The following is a 19,302-nucleotide window of genomic DNA, read 5'->3' on the forward strand; positions in this document are numbered from 1 at the left end:
GGTTTTGTACGTTCAAATTTTTCTTTAGACATTTAAAGAGTCCCTCTAAATAGACACGGTTATCGATGGGTAAATTAAACCACATTAACCAATAAAATCATTACTATTTAATAAGGAGAGAGGAATTTGGAAGGCTGGTGCTGATAGGCGGATTTGAACCGCCGACCTCACCCTTACCAAGGGTGCGCTCTACCAACTGAGCTATATCAGCGTTTGGAGCGGGCAGCGGGAATCGAACCCGCATCATTAGCTTGGAAGGCTAAGGTAATAGCCATTATACGATGCCCGCAGTCCTAAATTCATCTGTCCCATCAGAATTCATTTAGAAAATGGTGGAGGGAGAAGGATTCGAACCTTCGAAGGCTGAGCCAACAGATTTACAGTCTGCCCCCTTTGGCCGCTCGGGAACCCCTCCACGCTAAATGAATACTTGTTTACTAAAGGATGGTGCCGACTACCGGAATCGAACTGGTGACCTACTGATTACAAGTCAGTTGCTCTACCTACTGAGCTAAGTCGGCGTGTTGTAAGCAAGTGAGGCGTATTATATGGAAAATTTTATGCCTGACAAGTTTTTTTTATGAAAAATGCGTTTTTTTTAACTATTCGTCTAATTTACAAGCAAAAAGCCACATTCTTGCTTTAAAACTCACCACTTTTAATAAAAAACGATGATCACAACTCATTTATAGGGTATATTTTGTCCAATTTTTTCACTCTAGATATAAAGCACCGTGGAAATTACCGAACAACTAACGCCCTTTCTGAACTTTAGCCGTCAGCAATGGGCTGAATTAAGAAAATCTGTTCCGCTAAAATTAACGGAGCAAGATCTCAAACCGCTTTTAGGCTTTAATGAAGAGCTTTCTCTCGATGAAGTGAGCACCATTTACCTGCCACTTGCACGTCTCATCAACTACTATATTGATGAAAACCTTCGGCGCCAAACGGTTTTAAATCGTTTTCTTGGCGGACAAAGCCCTAAAGTCCCTTACATCATTAGTATCGCGGGTAGTGTTGCGGTTGGGAAAAGTACATCGGCACGTATTTTGCAATCTTTGCTAACCCACTGGCCTACCGAACGAAAAGTTGATTTAATCACTACTGATGGTTTTCTTTATCCATTAGAGAAACTTAAAAAAGATGATTTGCTACAGAAAAAAGGCTTCCCTATTTCTTATGATACGGCCAAATTAATTCGTTTTTTAGCTGATATCAAATCAGGCAAGCCATCTGTAAAATCGCCTATTTACTCTCATCTGACTTACGATATCGTTCCTGATAAGTTCGATATTGTCGATCAACCGGATATTTTAATTTTAGAAGGACTAAACGTTCTCCAAACAGGTTCAAACAAAGCCAATCAAACCTTCGTATCTGATTTTGTGGATTTCTCCATTTACGTTGATGCAGACGAGAATTTACTTAAAGAATGGTACATTAAGCGATTCTTAAAATTCCGTCAAAGTGCTTTCACCAATCCGGATTCCTATTTTAAACATTATGCGAATCTCTCTGAGCAAGAAGCCATTGAAACAGCCAGCAACATTTGGGATAACATTAACGGATTGAATTTAAAACAAAACATTCTGCCGACTCGTGAGCGCGCCAATCTCATTCTTAGAAAAGGTGAAAATCACGAAGTTGAATTAGTGAAATTAAGAAAATAAAAAAGAGCGGTCAATTTGACCGCTCTTTTTCCCTCTACCTTACGACATTCTTCCATTCTCAATGCCAATCACCTGATCGCAAATAGCCATGGTAGACTGGCGGTGACTCACGAGAATAATCAATTTTTCTGCCTTCACGTTCAACAATGATTTCAAAATCATCGCTTCGTTTAAGCTGTCCAAATTGCTGGTCGGTTCATCAAGTAAAATAATCGGTGCATTGTGCAAGAATGCACGAGCAATTCCAATACGTTGTTTTTCACCATCAGAGAGATTGCCACCCAATTCCGTCATTTTTGTTTGATACCCTTCTGGCAAGCTTAAAATGAAATCATGAATTGACGCTTTCTTCGCGGCTTCCATAATTTCTTCTAATGTTGCATCACGGCGTGCAAGGCGAATATTTTCCTCGATGGTTTCGTTGAAAATATAGGTTTGCTGAGTAATGTACGCCATATTGTCACGCAAACTACGGGTGTTGATGTTCGGTAAGGTTTCACCGTTAATTTTAATGCTACCTGATTTAGGATCGTAAAAACGCATTAGTAGTTTTAACAGGGTACTTTTACCACTGCCACTTCTGCCGTGAATACCTAAGATTTCACCTTTTTTTACTGACAAGCTGACATCCGATAAAATTTGTTCTTCACCATAGGCAAAACTTACATTCTCAACATCAATGCGAGAAACATCTTTTAAATCGACCGCACTTTCTACATCTTTTAATTCGGGCTCTTCTGCTAGCAAGCTCAATACACGCTCACCTGAAGCCAAGGTTTGTAACAAGTTGCTTGAAAGGTTACTTAACGCAATAACCGGGCCATAGCTCGACATCAATAAAATCACGCCGATTAAAAAGGCAGAAAAATCAATCTTATCTAGACTAAACAAAATTAAGCCGGTGAATAACATAATGATGTTAAACGCCGATACTGCCACTTCAGTGTAAACGCGAACTTTGGCTTCTTGGTCTTTAATGCGCTCAAAAGCCGTATCAATTTTTTGACTGCGTTGTTGAATTTCATCTAAACGCTGTTGTGCATAGCCAAAAAGTTGAATTTCTTTCATGCCTCGTACGCTGTCGAGGAAGAAATCATTCATTTCGCCTACTAATTCACGATAGCGTCTGCCATCTTCACGCGCCAATTTGGTGGTAATAATGGGTAGAATCACACCCACCGTTAAATAAGCAGCTAATGCCACAACCACAAACCAGCCAGAAAGATGAGCAAAGACCAACAATAAAATCGCAGAAGTAAAGAACGCAATCATAATCGGTGCAATAGTGTGCGCATAGAACACTTCGAGCAATTCAATATCATTGGTGACTAATGACACTAATTGCCCCGCTTGTTTATCTTGCAACTTCACAAAAGCCAAGCGACGTAAAGAATAAAACACTTTATCGCGCAATAATGCCAATAATTTAAAAGCAATGTAGTGCCCTGACATTTGCTCTAAATAACGCAATGCGCCACGAGCCACCGCTAACACGATAAGTGCGGTCAAAATGCCAGAAAAACTTAAATGGGTGTCAAAGTTTAATAAATTTACTAAACCCATCGCCCCAAGCACCATAATAAAGATGGCAGCTAGGAAACCGAGCGTTCCCATGGTGACAGTAAACGCCATGATATGAGCCAATGGGGTCACTAATTTCAACAAATGCCCCATCACAACAAAACCATTTTTACGCATTTGCCACCTCTCTAATTTGTTCTAAATCTTTTTGTTGTTGGAACATTTCAGCATACGCACCTTGTTTTGCCATGAGGTCTTTATGCGTGCCTTGCTCAATCAATTTGCCTTGTTCAAGCACATTAATGCAATCAGCATTCACGGCATTCGCCAAGCGGTGAGAAATCATCACAATGGTTTTTTGTTGTTTAAATTGCTGAATGAACTGCAAAATAATTTCTTCGCTTTCCACATCAATATTACTGGTCGCTTCGTCAAAGATATAAAGCGCCGCATTGTGTAATAACGCGCGTGCTAAAGCTAAACGTTGAATTTGACCGCCAGATAAATTTGCGCCACGACTTAATAACGGCATATCTAATCCACCGTTATCTCGAACGAATTGCGCCAAATTGACTTGTTCTAAACACGCGTAAATTTGCTCATCTGTGGCATCAATTTTCGCCATCGTCATATTTTCACGTAGCGTACCTTTAAACACATAACTGCTATGGCTCACCAAAGAGACTTTTTCATAAAACGAATGACGAGCAATCTCTTGAATTTCTTGACCGTTGAATAGAATTTTGCCTTGTTGCGCTTTATTAAAGCCCATTAGCAATGAAACTAAGGTAGATTTACCACAACCACTTTTACCTACAAATACCGTAAGCTGATTTGGTAAAATGCTTAAATCTAAGCCAACAATCGCAGGTTTCTCTTCGCTGTAAGCAAAATGCAGATCTTGAATATCCACTTGAATAGCATTTTTCGCTGCAAAATCGACCGCTTGTGTTTGAGTTTCCACTGGCGTATCTAACAATGTGAAAATCTTATCTGAAGCAGCTTTACCATTCATCGCTACATGGAAGAAAGAACCCAATAAGCGAAGCGGAATAAAGAATTCAGAAGAAAGCAGAATAAATAAAATGACACCTAATACGGTTAATTGATCCGCTTGGAATTGCAACAAAGCCGTTAAAATCCCGATTGCCGCACCGCCGTAAGCAAGTAAATCCATCAGCGATACTGAGTTAAGCTGCATGGTGAGCACTTTCATGGTAATTTTGCGGAAATGTTCCGCTTCTTCATCCATCGCTTTCGCTTTATAAGCATCATCTTGATAGATTTTCAGCGTAATTAAACCCTGTAGGTTATCTAAGAAACTGCTGCCTAAACCCACATAAATAGACCAATATTTTGCCAAGAGTTTTTTCGCAATTTTATTCACTGCAATGATCGACATCGGAATCAACGGCACACAAATCAGCAAAATTACGGCTGTTTTAAAGCTGAAAAAGATCAGAAAAGCGAAGAGTGTGAGCGGGGCAAGCAAGCTATAAAAAAGCTGAGGCAAATAACGCCCAAAGTAGATTTCAAGCTGCTCCACACCTTCTGAAGCCACTTGAATAATGCTTGAAGTAGATTGTTGATTCACTTGGTTAAGCGGCATTGAAGCCAATTTGCGATAGATGAGGCTACGCAGCTCATGTTTGACTTTCGTACTGGCAAAATAAGAGGCCTGCACCGATTTTTTACCTGCAAAGGCGCGCAACGCCAAAGCAGCAATTAAAACGATCCCCAAAATGACCGCACTTATTGGCCCCAATTCATTAAAATAAGCCGCCTGTAAAATATAAGAGAACACGACGGCACTAATAATCCCACCAATTAACGCCACCCAATTCCATAACACCGTGATGCCAATCCATTTTTTACTGTCGGCTACCGTGTTAATTAGGCGTTTATCTATCATCATAATGATTGCTCCTAAAAACAAAAAAGAAGTACGCACATTACTATGCGTACTTTGCTACCAATCTAACAACCAAAAAACGAGTCTATTTCGTATTATTGTCTTTAAGCGATATAAGTCGTAAAAATTATAGTCAAGAATATAAACAAATAATAGATCTAATTGAAAATTATTTTTATTTATATATTAAGTAAAAAAATACCGCACTTGGTTTCCCTAAGTGCGGTCATTTTTAGTGATATTTTTGAATGTTAGACTAAACGTCTAAGTTTGCTCGCAAGGCATTCATTTCGATGAATTCACGACGAGGCTCAACTTCATCACCCATTAATGTGGTGAAGAGTTGGTCTGCAGCGACAGCATCTTTAATTGATACTTTTAACATACGACGAGCATTTGGATCCATGGTGGTTTCCCAAAGTTGCTCAGCATTCATTTCACCCAATCCTTTATAACGTTGGATTTCTAAACCTCGGCGAGATTCTTTCATCAACCATTCAACAGCTTGTTCAAATGATTGAACTGGTTGAGTTTTTTCACCACGAGTGACATACGCCCCCTCTTCGAGCAAGCCATTGACTTGCTGGCCGAATGTAGAAATCTTCGCAAATTCATTGCCTGTCACAAAATCAAAGTTAATGAAGTAATCGGTATCAATACCATGTTTACGAACGGTAATGACGGCTTCATATACTTGACGCTCGCTGTTAAATTGCGTTCTTGCTGAATATAAATGTGCTTCCGTTTCTTTTTCAGTTAAGTACGCAACAAAAGCATTCGCCCAATTTTCGACCGCACTTTCATTACGCATTAACTCAACGGTTAATTGTGGTTGGTAAACCAAACCTTGCAATAATGGCTCCGGATAGTAACGACTTAAACGAGTAATTAATTTCTGAACATTGTTATATTCGCCTACTAATTTCTCAAACACTAAATCATTCATTGCTGGTACATTAGCACTGATATGTAACGCTGCGCCATCAAGTGCAAGCATTAACTCATATTGCACCATTTCGTCGTTATCTTTGATGTAACGCTCTTGTTTACCTTTTTTCACTTTATAAAGTGGCGGCTGAGCAATATACACGTAACCACGCTCAATTAATTCCGGCATTTGACGATAGAAGAAGGTCAACAATAACGTACGAATGTGTGAACCATCCACGTCCGCATCGGTCATGATAATGATGTGATGGTAACGTAATTTATCCGGATTATATTCATCACGACCAATTCCACAGCCAAGCGCTGTAATTAATGTGCCCACTTCTTGAGAAGAAAGCATTTTGTCAAAACGTGCTTTTTCAACGTTAAGAATTTTACCTTTTAATGGCAGAATCGCTTGGGTTTTACGATCACGACCTGATTTTGCCGAACCACCCGCAGAATCCCCCTCCACGAGATAAAGTTCTGAAAGTGCTGGATCTTTTTCTTGGCAGTCTGCTAATTTACCCGGAAGGCCTGCAATATCTAATGCGCCTTTACGACGGGTCATTTCGCGGGCTTTACGTGCTGCTTCACGCGCGCGCGCTGCTGTAATAATTTGATTTACAATGATCTTCGCATCAGCTGGATTTTCTAATAGATACTCCTGCATACGCTCATTCATTGCAGATTCAACCGCACTTTTCACTTCAGAAGACACTAATTTGTCTTTTGTTTGTGAAGAGAATTTAGGATCGGGCACTTTCACCGAAATAATTGCCACCAAACCTTCACGTGCGTCGTCACCTGATGTGCTCACTTTCTCTTTTTTCAGTAACCCTTCGCTTTCCATATAGTTATTTAAGCTACGCGTTAATGCGCCACGGAAACCGGCTAAGTGAGTACCACCATCACGCTGTGGAATGTTATTGGTAAAGCAATAAACGTTTTCGTTTACGCCATCATTCCATTGCAATGCGACTTCCACGCCAATGCCGTCTTTTTCAGCTGAAAAATAGAATGGTTTTGGGTGAATTGGATTTTTATTTTTATTTAAATATTCAACGAACGCTTGAATACCACCTTCGTAATGGAAGTGATCTTCTGTGCCATCACGTTTATCGATTAAACGAATTGATACACCAGAGTTTAAGAATGAAAGCTCACGTAAGCGTTTTGCTAAAATTTTGTAATCGAAAGTTGTAATTGCAAAGATTTCTGGACTTGGCCAGAAACGCACCGTTGTACCCGTCGTTTGAGTTTCACCAATAATAGTTAAAGGCCCTTGAGGCTCACCTAAGTGATAGAATTGCTCGTACACATGACCTTGGCGACGAATGGTTAATTGCAATTTATCAGAAAGTGCATTTACTACCGAAACACCCACGCCGTGTAAACCACCTGATACTTTATAAGAGTTATCATCGAATTTACCGCCCGCATGAAGCACTGTCATGATTACTTCTGCTGCAGAAACACCTTCTTCTGGGTGAATATCTACCGGAATACCACGGCCGTCATCTTGTACGGAAACAGAATTATCATCATGAATAGTAACGATAATATCGGAACAATAGCCAGCAAGCGCTTCATCGATCGCGTTATCCACTACCTCAAACACCATATGGTGTAGGCCTGTTCCATCATCGGTATCCCCAATATACATGCCCGGACGTTTCCGAACCGCATCAAGCCCTTTTAAGACTTTAATACTTGATGCACCATAAGCATTTTCTGTAACCGGTGTTTCTGACATAGTTTTTCTCTATTTTGTAATGAAAATTGTGCGGAATTATAGCAAAAAACTGACTATTTTGCGAAATAAAAGTGCGGTCAAAATTTTCGGTGTTAAAAAAATAAAATTACATAGCATATAAAACAAAAAGACGAGTTTATTATTTAGACTCGTCTTTTTTATTACATTAACACTTATTTCCAAATATGGTTATTTAACCCGAGTTCTTTCACCATATCTGTAAAGCCTTTGATACTCGAAATATAATCACGAATCGTATTGTCTTCTAACAATGACTTTTCAAAGGACGGTTCAAAACTATTCTTTCCTAAATTAAGTGCAATAATCACTTCTCGGTTACGAAGTACCATCGAAATAGGGCAATTAAATTTCTCTTTCAATCCACAAAAACGTTCCATTAACTTAGGCGATAAAGCATATCTGGCTAAGATTTGATCTTCAGTAAACACATCAAAGTAACGATTAAAAGACGGATTATCCATCAAGGCAATTTCACCTTCTTTTCTTAAACCTGCTTCTTTCTTATCACAAACATAAACCCAATGAGCCAGCTCTTTAGGGAAAGTGGCTTTAAATAAAATGCCTTGGAAATTCTGAGCACCTAATGCTTTAACGGATTTCTCTTTCAACGACATGTTAAATGCTGAAAAATCACAGATTTCAACTTCAGTTTGATTAAACTCACCAAAGATTAAATCCTCACTACGGAATGTCGCGGGACCACTATCATAAACGGAGAGGAAATCACTAATATTCAGTCCTCTATCTGCGCTAAAGTGGAAACCAAATTCCTGGACAATCGTATTAATCACGCGCGTTTTAAATTCTGCGATAAAACGCTTATATTTAAAAAATAAATGACGAAAAGAATAAATGAGCACACCAAGGATTAAAGCTGTACTTAATAGATACCCATTCCCTATCGTTCCAATGAGGAAAAATAACCCAACGCATAGCATAATAATCCATTTATTGATGAGGGATTTTATGGCTAAACGTTCCTCATCTAACTTTTCTAATCCCAGAAAACGAATCCCTTCAATCTCTTTTGGTGTATTCATGGTTTTTCCACTTATTGTTTAAATAAATTACCCACATTAGGGACTTCAGCTTCATTTTGAGGAATATCGAAAAATGTTCCTTTCTGGAAATTAAACAAATTTGCAATTAAATTTGACGGGAACATTTCCACTGCATTGTTATACTCTTCAACTGCTGAATTATAAGTACGTCTTGCTGCAGAAATTTGCTCTTCCACGTCACTAAGTGTGGTCTGAATTTGCAAAAGATTTTGATTGGCTTTGAGATCCGGATAATTTTCTAGACGAACCTGTAAATTACGCAACAAACCCGAAATCTCATTATTGAGTTGGAATTTCTCACTTGTAGAATCGGCTGATTTAGCACTTTCGCGTAACGTCACGATACGCTCAAGCAGGCTACGCTCATGCGACATATATTCCTTTGCGGTGGCGACAAGGTTTGGTAACAAATCATAACGACGCTTTAACTGAACATCCACACTGGCTTCAACACTACTCACCTGATTACGTTTTCTAATCAGTTTGTTATACATTGAAATAGTGAAAGCTAAACCTAGAAGGACAATACCCATAACTATATTCATCATTATTTCTCCATAGAAAATTTTCCCTACTCAGTATAGGGAAAAGCACAATAAAATCTATTCGCTTAGACAATATTTTGTTGATAAAAATCAATAAAACCAAGAATTTAGTTTTATCCACTTCCCCCATTCATATCACCCAGAAGTGCGGTCAATATTCATGAAGTTTTTCATAGCCCAAATCCTTACTTTATTATTATGATTTAGTGAACAAAAAATGCACTCTAAGTAAATATGACACCAACAAATAACAATCATTCTCAATAAACAAGTAAAAACAATCACTTACCCACTTATTTTGTAAGGAAAATAAGGGTATTTTTGATTACGATCAAATAAATTTCCTGCATCAAGGCATATCATAGTTAAATTAACCATACAAGTAACATGCCAATTGGAGTGATTATATGCAACGAAGTGATGGATTATTTTCTGCTTTAGCAGAAGTTTCCCGTCGGGATTTTATGAAGTTATGTACCGCACTTGCGGCGACTATGGGGTTAAGTTCAAAAGCGGGGGCAGAAATGACCGCTGCTTTAACCGAACCTAAACGTCCACCAGTTTTATGGATTGGTGCGCAAGAATGTACGGGTTGTACTGAATCCTTGCTACGCGCCACCCACCCAACAGTAGAAAACTTGGTATTGGAAATGATTTCCTTAGAATACCACGAAACCCTTTCTGCAGCCTTCGGGGAACAAGCTGAAGATAACAAACACAATGCAATTAAACAGTATTATGGAAAATATGTTTTAGTCGTAGATGGATCTATTCCGGTGAAAGACGGCGGCGTCTATTGTATGGTAGCAGGTAAACCGATTGTAGAACACATCCAAGAAGCTGCTAAAGGGGCTGCGGCGATTATTGCGATCGGTTCTTGTGCGGCATGGGGTGGCGTACCTTCTAGTGGTGGCAACCCAACTGGCGCAAGCAGCTTATCTGAAGTCTTACCAAAAGGCACGCCAGTGATCAATATTCCTGGCTGTCCACCAAATCCACACAACTTCCTTGCAACTGTCGCTTATATTCTTACTTATAAGAAACTACCCGCAATGGACAAATTAAATCGTCCATTATTCGCTTACGATCGCTTAATTCATGAAAACTGCTATCGTCGTCCTCACTTTGATGCAGGACGTTTTGCCAAAGAATACGGCGATTATGGTCACCGCAACGGTTGGTGTTTGTATCATCTTGGTTGTAAAGGACCAGAAACTTACGGCAACTGCTCTACCTTAGAATTCTGCGATGTCGGTGGTAATAACTGGCCGGTCGGTATCGGGCACCCTTGCTATGGTTGTAACGAAAAAGGCGTCGGCTTTACCAAAGGTATTTTCCAATTAGCAGGCGTAGAAAATCCAACACCACGCGTTGAAAAACCAGACGTCAACAACACCGAAGGTTCAGGTGCAACCATGACGGCTATTGGTTTATTAGGCGGTGCAGCTGCAATCCTAGCAGGCGTGAGTGTTGTGACCTTACGCGAATTAAGTGCTCAACATAAAGCCCGTTCTGAAGCTAAAGCTGCTGAGAAAGAAGAACATACAGGTAAATAAGATGGATAGACGAAAATTTCTAAAAGCGGGTATGCTTGGCGGAATCGCATCTACTTTGCCTGTATCAAATGTGCAGGCATCGGAAGCGGTTGAGCCTATTCCCGGCGCACTAGGAATGCTTTACGACTCTACCCTTTGTGTAGGTTGTCAAGCATGCGTGGCAGAATGTCAAAACGTAAACCACACTCCAGTAAATCCAAAAGGTGATCAAACTTGGTCAAATAACGACAAACTCACGCCATTTACTCGTAACGTGATTCAAGTCTGGAGTGATGGTGACGGCACAAACAAAGACAAAACAGAAAATGGCTATGCTTACGTGAAAAAACAATGTATGCATTGCGTTGACCCTAACTGCGTTGCCGTTTGCCCTGTTCAAGCACTCACCAAAGATCCAAAAACGGGTATCGTAAAATATGATCCCGATATTTGTACTGGTTGCCGTTATTGCATGGTGGGTTGTCCTTTTGATGTACCAAAATACGACTATGACAATCCATTCGGTGAAATCAGCAAATGTGAACTCTGTAACCAAAAAGGTGTTGAACGTTTAGATAAAGGCGAATTACCTGGTTGCTGTCATGTTTGTCCAACTGGCGCCATTATTTTTGGTACACGTGAAGAATTATTGGCAGAAGCGAAACGTCGTTTAAGCTTATTACGTGGTACTGAATATGATTACCCACGTCAACACGTCAATAGCACAGATAAATACCGTGCTACCGTACCGGCATATCAATATCACATCTACGGTGAAAAAGAAGGTGGTGGTACACAGGTGCTCGCCTTAAGTGGTGTACCTTTTGCTAATCTTGGTTTACCAGACTTAGATGAAGTCGCGACAGGTTCTCGTGCGGCGCATTTACAACACTTCTTGTATCGCGGTTTAGCCTTACCGTTAGTGGCACTTGCCGGTTTAACCTTTATGACTTACAAAAATATGCATGGCGATAAAATCGCTGAGCGTATTGCAGCACAAAAAGAAGCCATGCGTCAGGCACGCAAGGAAATCGAAGAAGCGGAGGATGAGCATCATGAGTAATCCACGTCCGGTAGGCGGTCGCCTTGTTTCTGCCGCTATTCTCTTTTTTGCACCACTTGCCGTGCTTTGCGTTTTATTAATTTTAAAACGTTTAGTGTTTGGTATTGGTTCCGTGACCGCACTTAATGGTGGTTATCCTTGGGGTTTATGGATTGCCTTTGACTTACTTGTTGGTACAGGATTTGCCTGTGGCGGTTGGGCTCTCGCTTGGACCGTGTATATTTTCAATAAAGGGAAATATCACGCTCTTGTTCGCCCAGCATTGCTTGCAAGTTTATTCGGCTATTCCCTTGGTGGTTTATCTATCACCATTGATATGGGGCGTTATTGGCATTTGCCATATTTCTACATTCCAGGTCAGTTCAACACGAATTCCGTTCTATTTGAAACGGCATTTTGTATGACGGTGTATATCATCGTGGTGACCCTAGAGTTTGCCCCTGTATGGCTTGGTTTCTTCGGCTTGAAAAAATGGTTTAATAAACTGAATAAAATCATGTTTTTCATTATTGCCTTGGGTGCCTTGTTACCAATGATGCACCAATCTTCAATGGGTTCCTTGATGATTGTAGCTGGTCACAAAGTCCATCCGGTATGGCAAAGCTATGAAGCACTACCAATTCTCTCCTTGCTGACAGCTTTCATTATGGGCTTCTCTATTGTGATTTTTGAGGGTTCTTTAGTTAAAGCGGGTCTTGCAGGAAAAACACCAGATGAACGTCATTTATTTACTCAATTGGCACGCGTTACCGCAGGATTAATTTTCTGTTTCTTAGCGGTGCGTTTTGGTGAGTTGATTTATCACGACAAACTGCAAATGGTTGTGGGTTTCGATAAATTAACTAAATTTGAAGCATGGATGTTCTGGATGGAAGTCTGGTTGATGGTATTACCATTACTAACCCTCTTCCTTGGGGAGAAAAAATCAGATTCCCGTTGGTTATTTATTTCGGCATTAAGCATGTTACTCGGTGCAGCATTATGGCGTATGAACTACTCGCTTATCATGTATAATCCGGGCAACGGCTATCAATATTTCCCATCTGCGGAAGAATTGCTTATTTCAATCGGTTTCGTTTCTATTGAAGTATGTGCCTATATTTTAATCATTCGTTTATTCCCTGTATTACCGGTATTTAAAGAAAAACATACCGAAGACTCAGAAAAAATTATTGCCGAAAAAGCGGCATTCAGCAAAAAAGTTAGCGGAGCAGAATAATGTCAGAAAAAAAACGTATCTCAATTGACCCAATTACCCGTATTGAGGGTCATTTACGTATTGATTGCGAAATTGAAAACGGTGTTGTCACCAATGCTTGGTCATCAGGTACCATGTGGCGCGGTATGGAAAATATCGTAAAAGGTGCCGACCCACGTGATGCATGGATGATTATGCAACGTATCTGTGGCGTATGTACCACAGTACACGCGATTATCAGCGTACGTGCCGTAGAAGATGCTATTGGTGCTAAAGTTCCCGTCAATGCACAGTACATTCGTAACATGATTCTTGCTGCCCACAGCATTCACGACCATATCGTGCATTTCTATCAACTCTCCGCAATGGACTGGGTGGATATCACCGCTGCACTAAAAGCTGATCCTGAAAAAGCGGCAGATATGCTAAAAGGTGTCTCTACATGGTCATTAAACAGTGCTAACGAATTCCGCAACGTACAGAAAAAAATCCAAGCATTAGTGGATAGCGGACAACTTGGTATTTTCGCTAACGGTTACTTCGGTCATGCAGCAATGAAACTTCCACCAGAAGTAAACCTCATCGCAGTCGCGCACTATTTGCAAGCCCTTGAATGTCAACGTGATGCTAACCGCGTGGTGGCATTACTTGGTAGTAAAACACCACATATTCAAAACTTGGCGATTGGTGGCGTAGCAAACCCAATTAACTTAGATTCTCAAGCAGTACTAAACCAAGAACGTCTCATGTTCGTGAAAGCTTGTATCGACCGCTTAACTGATTTCATTAACCAAGTGTATAAAGTAGATGCGGCAGTATTTGCCGCTTACTATCCTGAATGGTTAAGCTTAGGTAAAACATCAGGCAACTACTTATCTGTACCAGAATACCCAATTGATGCAGATAACTCTAAATTCATGTTGAAAGGTGGTTATATCGAAAACGGCGATTTATCGACTTTCCGTGCAATAGACCAACAAAAAGATGAGTTCGTTGTAAAAGGCATTAAAGAAAGTGGTAAACACGCTTGGTACGAAGATGATGAACCATTAGAACCTTGGGCGGGCTTAACTCGTCCGAAATATACCGGCTGGCAAGATGATGGTAAATACTCTTGGGTAAAAGCACCAACCTTCTACGGTAAAGTTGTCGAAGTGGGTCCTCTCGCCTATTTAATGTGTGGTTTAGCTTCAAATGACACGCCAACTGTTAACCACTTCAATGAATTAAAAGGCATTTATGAAAAATTGACTGGTAACACGTTAACCACCGATCAATTACATTCTACCCTTGGACGTATTATCGGTCGTACCGTGCATTGCTGTGCGATCAACGACATTCTAAGCGCTCAATGGCAAATGCTCATTGATAATATCGCTAAAGGTGATATGACGGCGTATATCAAAACAGATATCCCTGCAAGCGGTGAGTTCCGTGGTGTTGGCTTTGGTGAAGTACCACGTGGTATGCTTTCTCATTGGGTTGTCATCAAAGATGGCCGCATTGAAAACTATCAAGCCGTTGTACCATCTACATGGAATGCTGGCCCGCGTAACGAACAAGACCAAATGGGTCCTTATGAGCTTTCTATTATTGGTACACCGGTGGCAGATCCAACTAAACCATTAGAAGTGGTCAGAACCATTCACTCTTTCGACCCTTGTATGTCCTGTGCCGTACACGTAGTTAATACCGAAAACGGCGAAGTGACTGAAGTGAAGGTGTTGTAATGAAGCCGTTAATTCTTGGCGTTGGCAATATTTTGTTAAGCGATGAAGGTGTCGGTGTGCGCGTTGTGCAGGAGCTTGAAAAACGCCCTGAAATTCAACCGCACTTTGACGTCATCGATGGTGGTACTTGTGGCATGGAATTACTGGATGCGATGGCAAATCGCGAGCATTTGATTATTGTCGATGCCGTGCTTGCTAACAAACAGCCAGGCGAGATTATTGTGTTACATGACGAGCAGGTGCCCACCTTTTTCTCTCGCAAAATTTCACCACACCAACTCGGTATTTGTGATGTACTTTCTGCAATGAAATTAACGGACGAATTCCCAAAACACCTTTGTCTCATCGGCATCCAACCAGAATCGCTAGAATCTGGAATTGGCTTGACGGAAACAATACAAAACGTATTGCCAAAGGTTTTTGAAACGTTAAATCAAGTGATTGCTGAATATGGTTTGAATCTAGACTCCCCTCTTTAGAAAAGAGGGGAACTTTCTTTAAGATTTCACCTGCTATGCTTTAATCTTATTAATATTGAAAAATAAACCATGTATCGACACGAAAAAACACCTGAAAATTCTACCGCACTTTTAACCTCTGTCACTGGCTTTGAAGAAAACCCAACGGAGATTTTCCTTACTGAAATGCAAAACATTGTGCCTGAAATGCAAGATCTCCCTTTCTTTCATAAAGGCATCGAGTGTTTCTGCCCTAAATTTGTTTTATTTGAAGACCAATGGATCGGCACAGTATTAACGCCATGGATGATGAGTGTGGTGATTCTACCTGGCCCTCAACAACAATGGGAACCGCGTGAATTAGGTGATAAACTCACCGTACAACTGCCTTATAAGGCGCTCACTTTCACCGTCAGTAGCGTTGAAAATGTACCGCAATATTTAAGTTGCTCTTTACATTCACCACTCGACCCGAACCTAACTAACGAGCAAGCGGTTCAACTGACGCAAGACTGTTTGCGTATGATTTTATCCATACCAACCGCACAGCCGACATTTAATTCTGATCGCCGTAATCTATTTAAGGCGATGATGAAATAAATGTACGCTACAAACCGTTGTTAATAAAAATGGGCAAAGTAAGATAACCTACTTTGCCCATTTTACGTTCTATCCCACATAAAGTGCGGTTAGTTTTTGCTTAATTTATCAAATTAATACAGCACACGTGCTTTGATTGTGCCTTCAATCTCACGAAGTTTAGCTAATAACGGAGACGCATCATCTGTTTCGATATCAACGACGACATAACCAATTTTTGGATCGGTTTGTAAAAATTGCGCCGCAATATTGAGATTAGCTTCAACGAAAATTTGGTTCAATTTGTTTAATACACCTGGACGATTTTCGTGAATATGAAGTAAACGTTTTGTACCAACGTGTTCTGGCAAGGATACTTCAGGGAAATTCACGGAAGAAAGGGTTGAACCGTTATCTGAATATTTCACAAATTTACCCGCGACTTCAAAACCAATGTTTTCTTGAGCTTCCGCTGTAGAACCACCGATATGTGGGGTTAAGATCACATTATCAAATTTACGTAGTGGAGAAACAAACTCTTCATTGATTGATGCAGGCTCAACAGGGAATACGTCAACCGCTGCACCACGAACTTTACCTTGTTCAAGCGCAGCTGCTAAAGCATCAATATCCACTACCGTACCACGTGCTGCATTGATCAAAATTGAATCTTGTTTTAATTGCGCAATACGTTCAGCACTCATTAAATTACGAGTTGAAGGTAAATCTGGTACATGAAGCGAAATCACATCACAAGAGCCCAATAACTCTTCAAGTGTATGTAATTGTTTTGTATTACCCAATGGTAATTTATTTTCAATATCGTAGAAATATACTTCCATCCCTAGAGATTCCGCAATAATACTTAATTGCGAACCGATATGGCCGTAACCCACGATACCTAATTTTTTGCCGCGCACTTCATGAGAACCCACTGCCGATTTATTCCATAAACCACGATGCACATCGGCATTCGCTTGAGGAATATTGCGCATTAAGAGCAAAATCTCACCCAACACTAATTCAGCTACAGAACGCGTATTGGAAAACGGTGCATTAAATACTGGAATCCCACGCATTTTTGCTGCATTAAGATCCACTTGGTTGGTACCGATACAGAAACAGCCAATAGCAATAAGCTTCGGCGCAGCTTCAATCATTTCTGCAGTTAATTGGGTACGTGAACGTAAGCCAATAAAGTGCGCATCTTTAATGGCTTCTTTTAATTCATCACCATCTAAGGCTTTTTTGTAAAAGTCAATGTTGGTGTAGCCCGCCGCATGCAAGGTATCTAATGCACTTTGGTGCACGCCTTCTAATAGCACAAATTTAATTTTTGATTTGTCGAGTGAGACTTTGTTTGTCATGTTTGCTTCCTTATTTTTATTAATCAATAATTTTTGCGCCGTCTGGTGTACCAACAATCACAATATCCGCCCCACGTAAGGCAAAAATACCATTTGTTACCACACCGGCTATGTTATTCAATTCTTTTTCCATTTCCACTGGATTTAAAATGGCGAAGTTATGTACATCTAAAATCACGTTACCGTTATCAGTCACCACGCCTTCACGATATTCTGGCGCGCCACCAAGAGAAACTAATTTACGACCAACTTGTGAACGAGCCATTGGAATCACTTCTACTGGCAATGGGAATGTGCTGCCTAACACATCCACTTGTTTACTAGAATCCACGATACAAATAAATTTTTTCGCTAAAGCGGCCACAATTTTTTCGCGAGTCAGTGCCGCACCGCCGCCTTTGATCATCATTTTTTGTGGATTGATTTCATCTGCGCCATCCACATAAATATCTAAACTGGATACATCGTTAGCACTAAACACTTCAATGCCCTGTTTACGTAATAATTCTTCTGAGGCTTTAGATGCTGCTACCGCGCCTTGAATTTGATCTTTTAATTCTCCTAAGGCTTCAATAAAACAATTCACTGTTGAACCACTTCCCACGCCAACAATGGTATCGGGCTTAACATATTTTAACGCCGCACGTGCTGCTAATTTTTTCATTTCTAATTGGTCCATTTTTCTCTCCCTTTTAAATCATGGATAACAACGTAAACGTTTGCTTTACTTTAATACGACACTATTAAATAAACAAGTGTAAAAATTTATTCATGATGATGAAAAAATTTTATTCATCTAAAAAAAGCGCTAACAGCTCGTTCAAGAACAATTTTCCGTGTTCGGTGACTTGCCAAAAATCCAGTGTTTCCACGATATAATTTTGTTGAATAGCAAAATCAATTTGATTTTTGACCGCACTTTGCGAAAGTCCCGTGTAATACTCAAACTCTTGTTTAGGCACCGCTTCCAATAAACGAAAACGATTCATAAAGAACTCAAAAGCGCGGTCATTTTTTTCCACGTTTTTTTCTTCATAAAGGTATTCACCACGCAAGTAGCCTTTTGGATGCTTCGTTTTAGAAAAACGTAAAATATCGCCATCAGGAAAAGTAAGTTTTCCATGAGCACCGCAACCTATCGCCAAATAGTCTCCGAATCGCCAATAATTCAAATTATGCTGACATTGAAAACCTGGTTTTGCATAAGCAGATGTTTCATATTGTTGATAACCGGCTTCGGTTAAAAGCTGGTGGCCTTGCTCAAAAATATCCCAAAGCTCATCATCATCCGGCAACTTAGGTGGACGATAAGCAAACATGGTATTGGGTTCAATGGTGAGTTGATACCAAGAAAGGTGTGGTGGAGCAAGCTCAATGGCTTGTCGCAGATCATCTAAGGCTTCTTCAAGCGTTTGGTTTGGTAAGCCGTGCATTAAATCCAGATTGAAACTTTTCAAGCCCGAAACTTTCGCCAAACTGACCGCACTTTTAGCTTCCGCCACATTATGAATACGCCCTAAACGTTGTAATTTATCATCATTAAAACTTTGAATGCCCATGGAAATACGTGTTACGCCAGCATCCACATAACCTTTAAAACGCTCTGCTTCCACGGTGCCTGGATTGGCTTCCATGGTAATTTCTATATTCTCTGAAAAAGGAATGCGATGTTGAATTTCTGCTAATAACAACTTGATACTTTCCGCTGAAAATAAACTCGGCGTGCCACCACCAATAAAAATTGAATGAAGTGGACGATGTTGAATACTAGCCTGATATTTCTCTAAGTCTGCTTCAAGATCAGCGATCAGATGTTGCACATATTCTTGTTCAGGAATTGTGCCTTTCTGTGCATGCGAATTGAAATCACAATAAGGGCATTTCTGTACACACCAAGGAATATGTACATAAAGGGAAAGAGGGGGAAATTTTTGCATAATTAAAAGTCAAAAGGGCTTG

15 protein-coding genes and 4 tRNA genes are annotated in these 19,302 nt (G+C 40.2%); 7 read left to right on the top strand and 12 right to left on the bottom strand.

Going from position 1 to position 19,302, the window contains the following annotated elements; genetic code table 11:
* Positions 1-135 precede the first annotated feature (135 nt).
* From HMPREF2750_RS00020 to HMPREF2750_RS00035, 4 genes are all read right to left on the bottom strand, one after another.
* A tRNA-Thr gene (locus HMPREF2750_RS00020) sits at positions 136-211 on the bottom strand.
* 3 nt (positions 212-214) lie between these two features.
* Positions 215-289, bottom strand: a tRNA-Gly gene (locus HMPREF2750_RS00025).
* A gap of 41 nt (positions 290-330) precedes the next feature.
* Positions 331-415: transfer RNA gene (locus tag HMPREF2750_RS00030), tRNA-Tyr, on the bottom strand.
* A gap of 30 nt (positions 416-445) precedes the next feature.
* Positions 446-521, bottom strand: a tRNA-Thr gene (locus HMPREF2750_RS00035).
* Positions 522-734: 213 nt separating this feature from the next.
* Between HMPREF2750_RS00035 and coaA the strand changes: the two genes are divergently transcribed.
* On the top strand, positions 735-1,670 hold the full coding sequence (coaA, locus tag HMPREF2750_RS00040) for a type I pantothenate kinase (RefSeq protein ID WP_005695046.1): 936 nt from the start codon (positions 735-737) through the stop codon (positions 1,668-1,670).
* A 39-nt stretch (positions 1,671-1,709) separates the two neighbouring features.
* On the opposite strand, the gene HMPREF2750_RS00045 is transcribed toward coaA, so the two are convergent.
* The 5 genes from HMPREF2750_RS00045 to HMPREF2750_RS00065 all read right to left on the bottom strand — a co-directional run bounded on the left by HMPREF2750_RS00045 (position 1,710) and on the right by HMPREF2750_RS00065 (position 9,416).
* On the bottom strand, positions 1,710-3,368 hold the full coding sequence (locus HMPREF2750_RS00045) for an ABC transporter ATP-binding protein (protein WP_070582104.1): 1,659 nt from the start codon (positions 3,366-3,368) through the stop codon (positions 1,710-1,712).
* Positions 3,361-5,106, bottom strand: coding sequence for an ABC transporter ATP-binding protein/permease (locus HMPREF2750_RS00050; protein WP_070582105.1), 1,746 nt, complete (start codon positions 5,104-5,106; stop codon positions 3,361-3,363). The genes HMPREF2750_RS00045 and HMPREF2750_RS00050 overlap by 8 nt, the downstream gene beginning before the upstream one ends.
* Positions 5,107-5,359: 253 nt before the next feature.
* Positions 5,360-7,786 (bottom strand): DNA topoisomerase (ATP-hydrolyzing) subunit B, encoded by a 2,427-nt coding sequence (gyrB, locus tag HMPREF2750_RS00055; protein WP_070582106.1) that lies wholly within the window; start codon positions 7,784-7,786, stop codon positions 5,360-5,362.
* Between the two features lie 173 nt (positions 7,787-7,959).
* A complete protein-coding gene (locus HMPREF2750_RS00060) occupies positions 7,960-8,847 on the bottom strand; it encodes a DUF3137 domain-containing protein (RefSeq protein ID WP_070582107.1) in 888 nt (295 codons plus the stop codon).
* An 11-nt stretch (positions 8,848-8,858) separates the two neighbouring features.
* The gene (locus HMPREF2750_RS00065) at positions 8,859-9,416 is read right to left on the bottom strand and encodes a LemA family protein (RefSeq protein WP_232086104.1); all 558 of its coding nucleotides are present in this window, start codon (positions 9,414-9,416) and stop codon (positions 8,859-8,861) included.
* A gap of 404 nt (positions 9,417-9,820) precedes the next feature.
* On the opposite strand from HMPREF2750_RS00065, the gene hybO reads away from it, so the two are divergent.
* The 6 genes from hybO (at position 9,821) to hybE (ending at position 15,997) form a co-directional block, all read left to right on the top strand.
* Entirely contained in the window at positions 9,821-10,969 is a 1,149-nt protein-coding gene (gene hybO / locus HMPREF2750_RS00070) for a hydrogenase 2 small subunit (protein ID WP_049380266.1), read from the top strand.
* Between the two features lies 1 nt (position 10,970).
* Positions 10,971-12,011 (top strand): hydrogenase 2 operon protein HybA, encoded by a 1,041-nt coding sequence (hybA, locus tag HMPREF2750_RS00075; protein ID WP_049383968.1) that lies wholly within the window; start codon positions 10,971-10,973, stop codon positions 12,009-12,011.
* Complete coding sequence (hybB, locus tag HMPREF2750_RS00080) at positions 12,004-13,230, top strand: Ni/Fe-hydrogenase cytochrome b subunit (RefSeq protein ID WP_005695037.1); 1,227 nt, start codon at positions 12,004-12,006, stop codon at positions 13,228-13,230. Before hybA ends, hybB begins: the two co-directional genes overlap by 8 nt.
* The gene (gene hybC / locus HMPREF2750_RS00085; protein ID WP_070582108.1) at positions 13,230-14,939 is read left to right on the top strand and encodes a hydrogenase 2 large subunit; all 1,710 of its coding nucleotides are present in this window, start codon (positions 13,230-13,232) and stop codon (positions 14,937-14,939) included. The genes hybB and hybC overlap by 1 nt, the downstream gene beginning before the upstream one ends.
* Positions 14,939-15,418 carry a HyaD/HybD family hydrogenase maturation endopeptidase gene (locus HMPREF2750_RS00090; RefSeq protein WP_070582109.1) on the top strand — a complete coding sequence of 160 codons (480 nt, stop codon included), beginning with the start codon at positions 14,939-14,941 and terminating at the stop codon, positions 15,416-15,418. The genes hybC and HMPREF2750_RS00090 overlap by 1 nt, the downstream gene beginning before the upstream one ends.
* Positions 15,419-15,487: 69 nt before the next feature.
* A complete protein-coding gene (gene hybE / locus HMPREF2750_RS00095; protein ID WP_070582110.1) occupies positions 15,488-15,997 on the top strand; it encodes a hydrogenase-2 assembly chaperone in 510 nt (169 codons plus the stop codon).
* Positions 15,998-16,110: 113 nt separating this feature from the next.
* On the opposite strand, the gene serA is transcribed toward hybE, so the two are convergent.
* The 3 genes from serA to hemW all read right to left on the bottom strand — a co-directional run bounded on the left by serA (position 16,111) and on the right by hemW (position 19,280).
* Complete coding sequence (gene serA / locus HMPREF2750_RS00100) at positions 16,111-17,343, bottom strand: phosphoglycerate dehydrogenase (protein ID WP_070582111.1); 1,233 nt, start codon at positions 17,341-17,343, stop codon at positions 16,111-16,113.
* A 19-nt stretch (positions 17,344-17,362) separates the two neighbouring features.
* Positions 17,363-18,022, bottom strand: coding sequence for a ribose-5-phosphate isomerase RpiA (gene rpiA / locus HMPREF2750_RS00105; protein ID WP_070582112.1), 660 nt, complete (start codon positions 18,020-18,022; stop codon positions 17,363-17,365).
* Between the two features lie 109 nt (positions 18,023-18,131).
* Positions 18,132-19,280 (bottom strand): radical SAM family heme chaperone HemW, encoded by a 1,149-nt coding sequence (hemW, locus tag HMPREF2750_RS00110; protein WP_070582113.1) that lies wholly within the window; start codon positions 19,278-19,280, stop codon positions 18,132-18,134.
* Positions 19,281-19,302 lie beyond the last annotated feature (22 nt).

It is taken from the genome of Haemophilus sp. HMSC066D02 (assembly GCF_001810545.1).
In the GTDB taxonomy this organism is placed as follows: Bacteria; Pseudomonadota; Gammaproteobacteria; order Enterobacterales; family Pasteurellaceae; genus Haemophilus_D.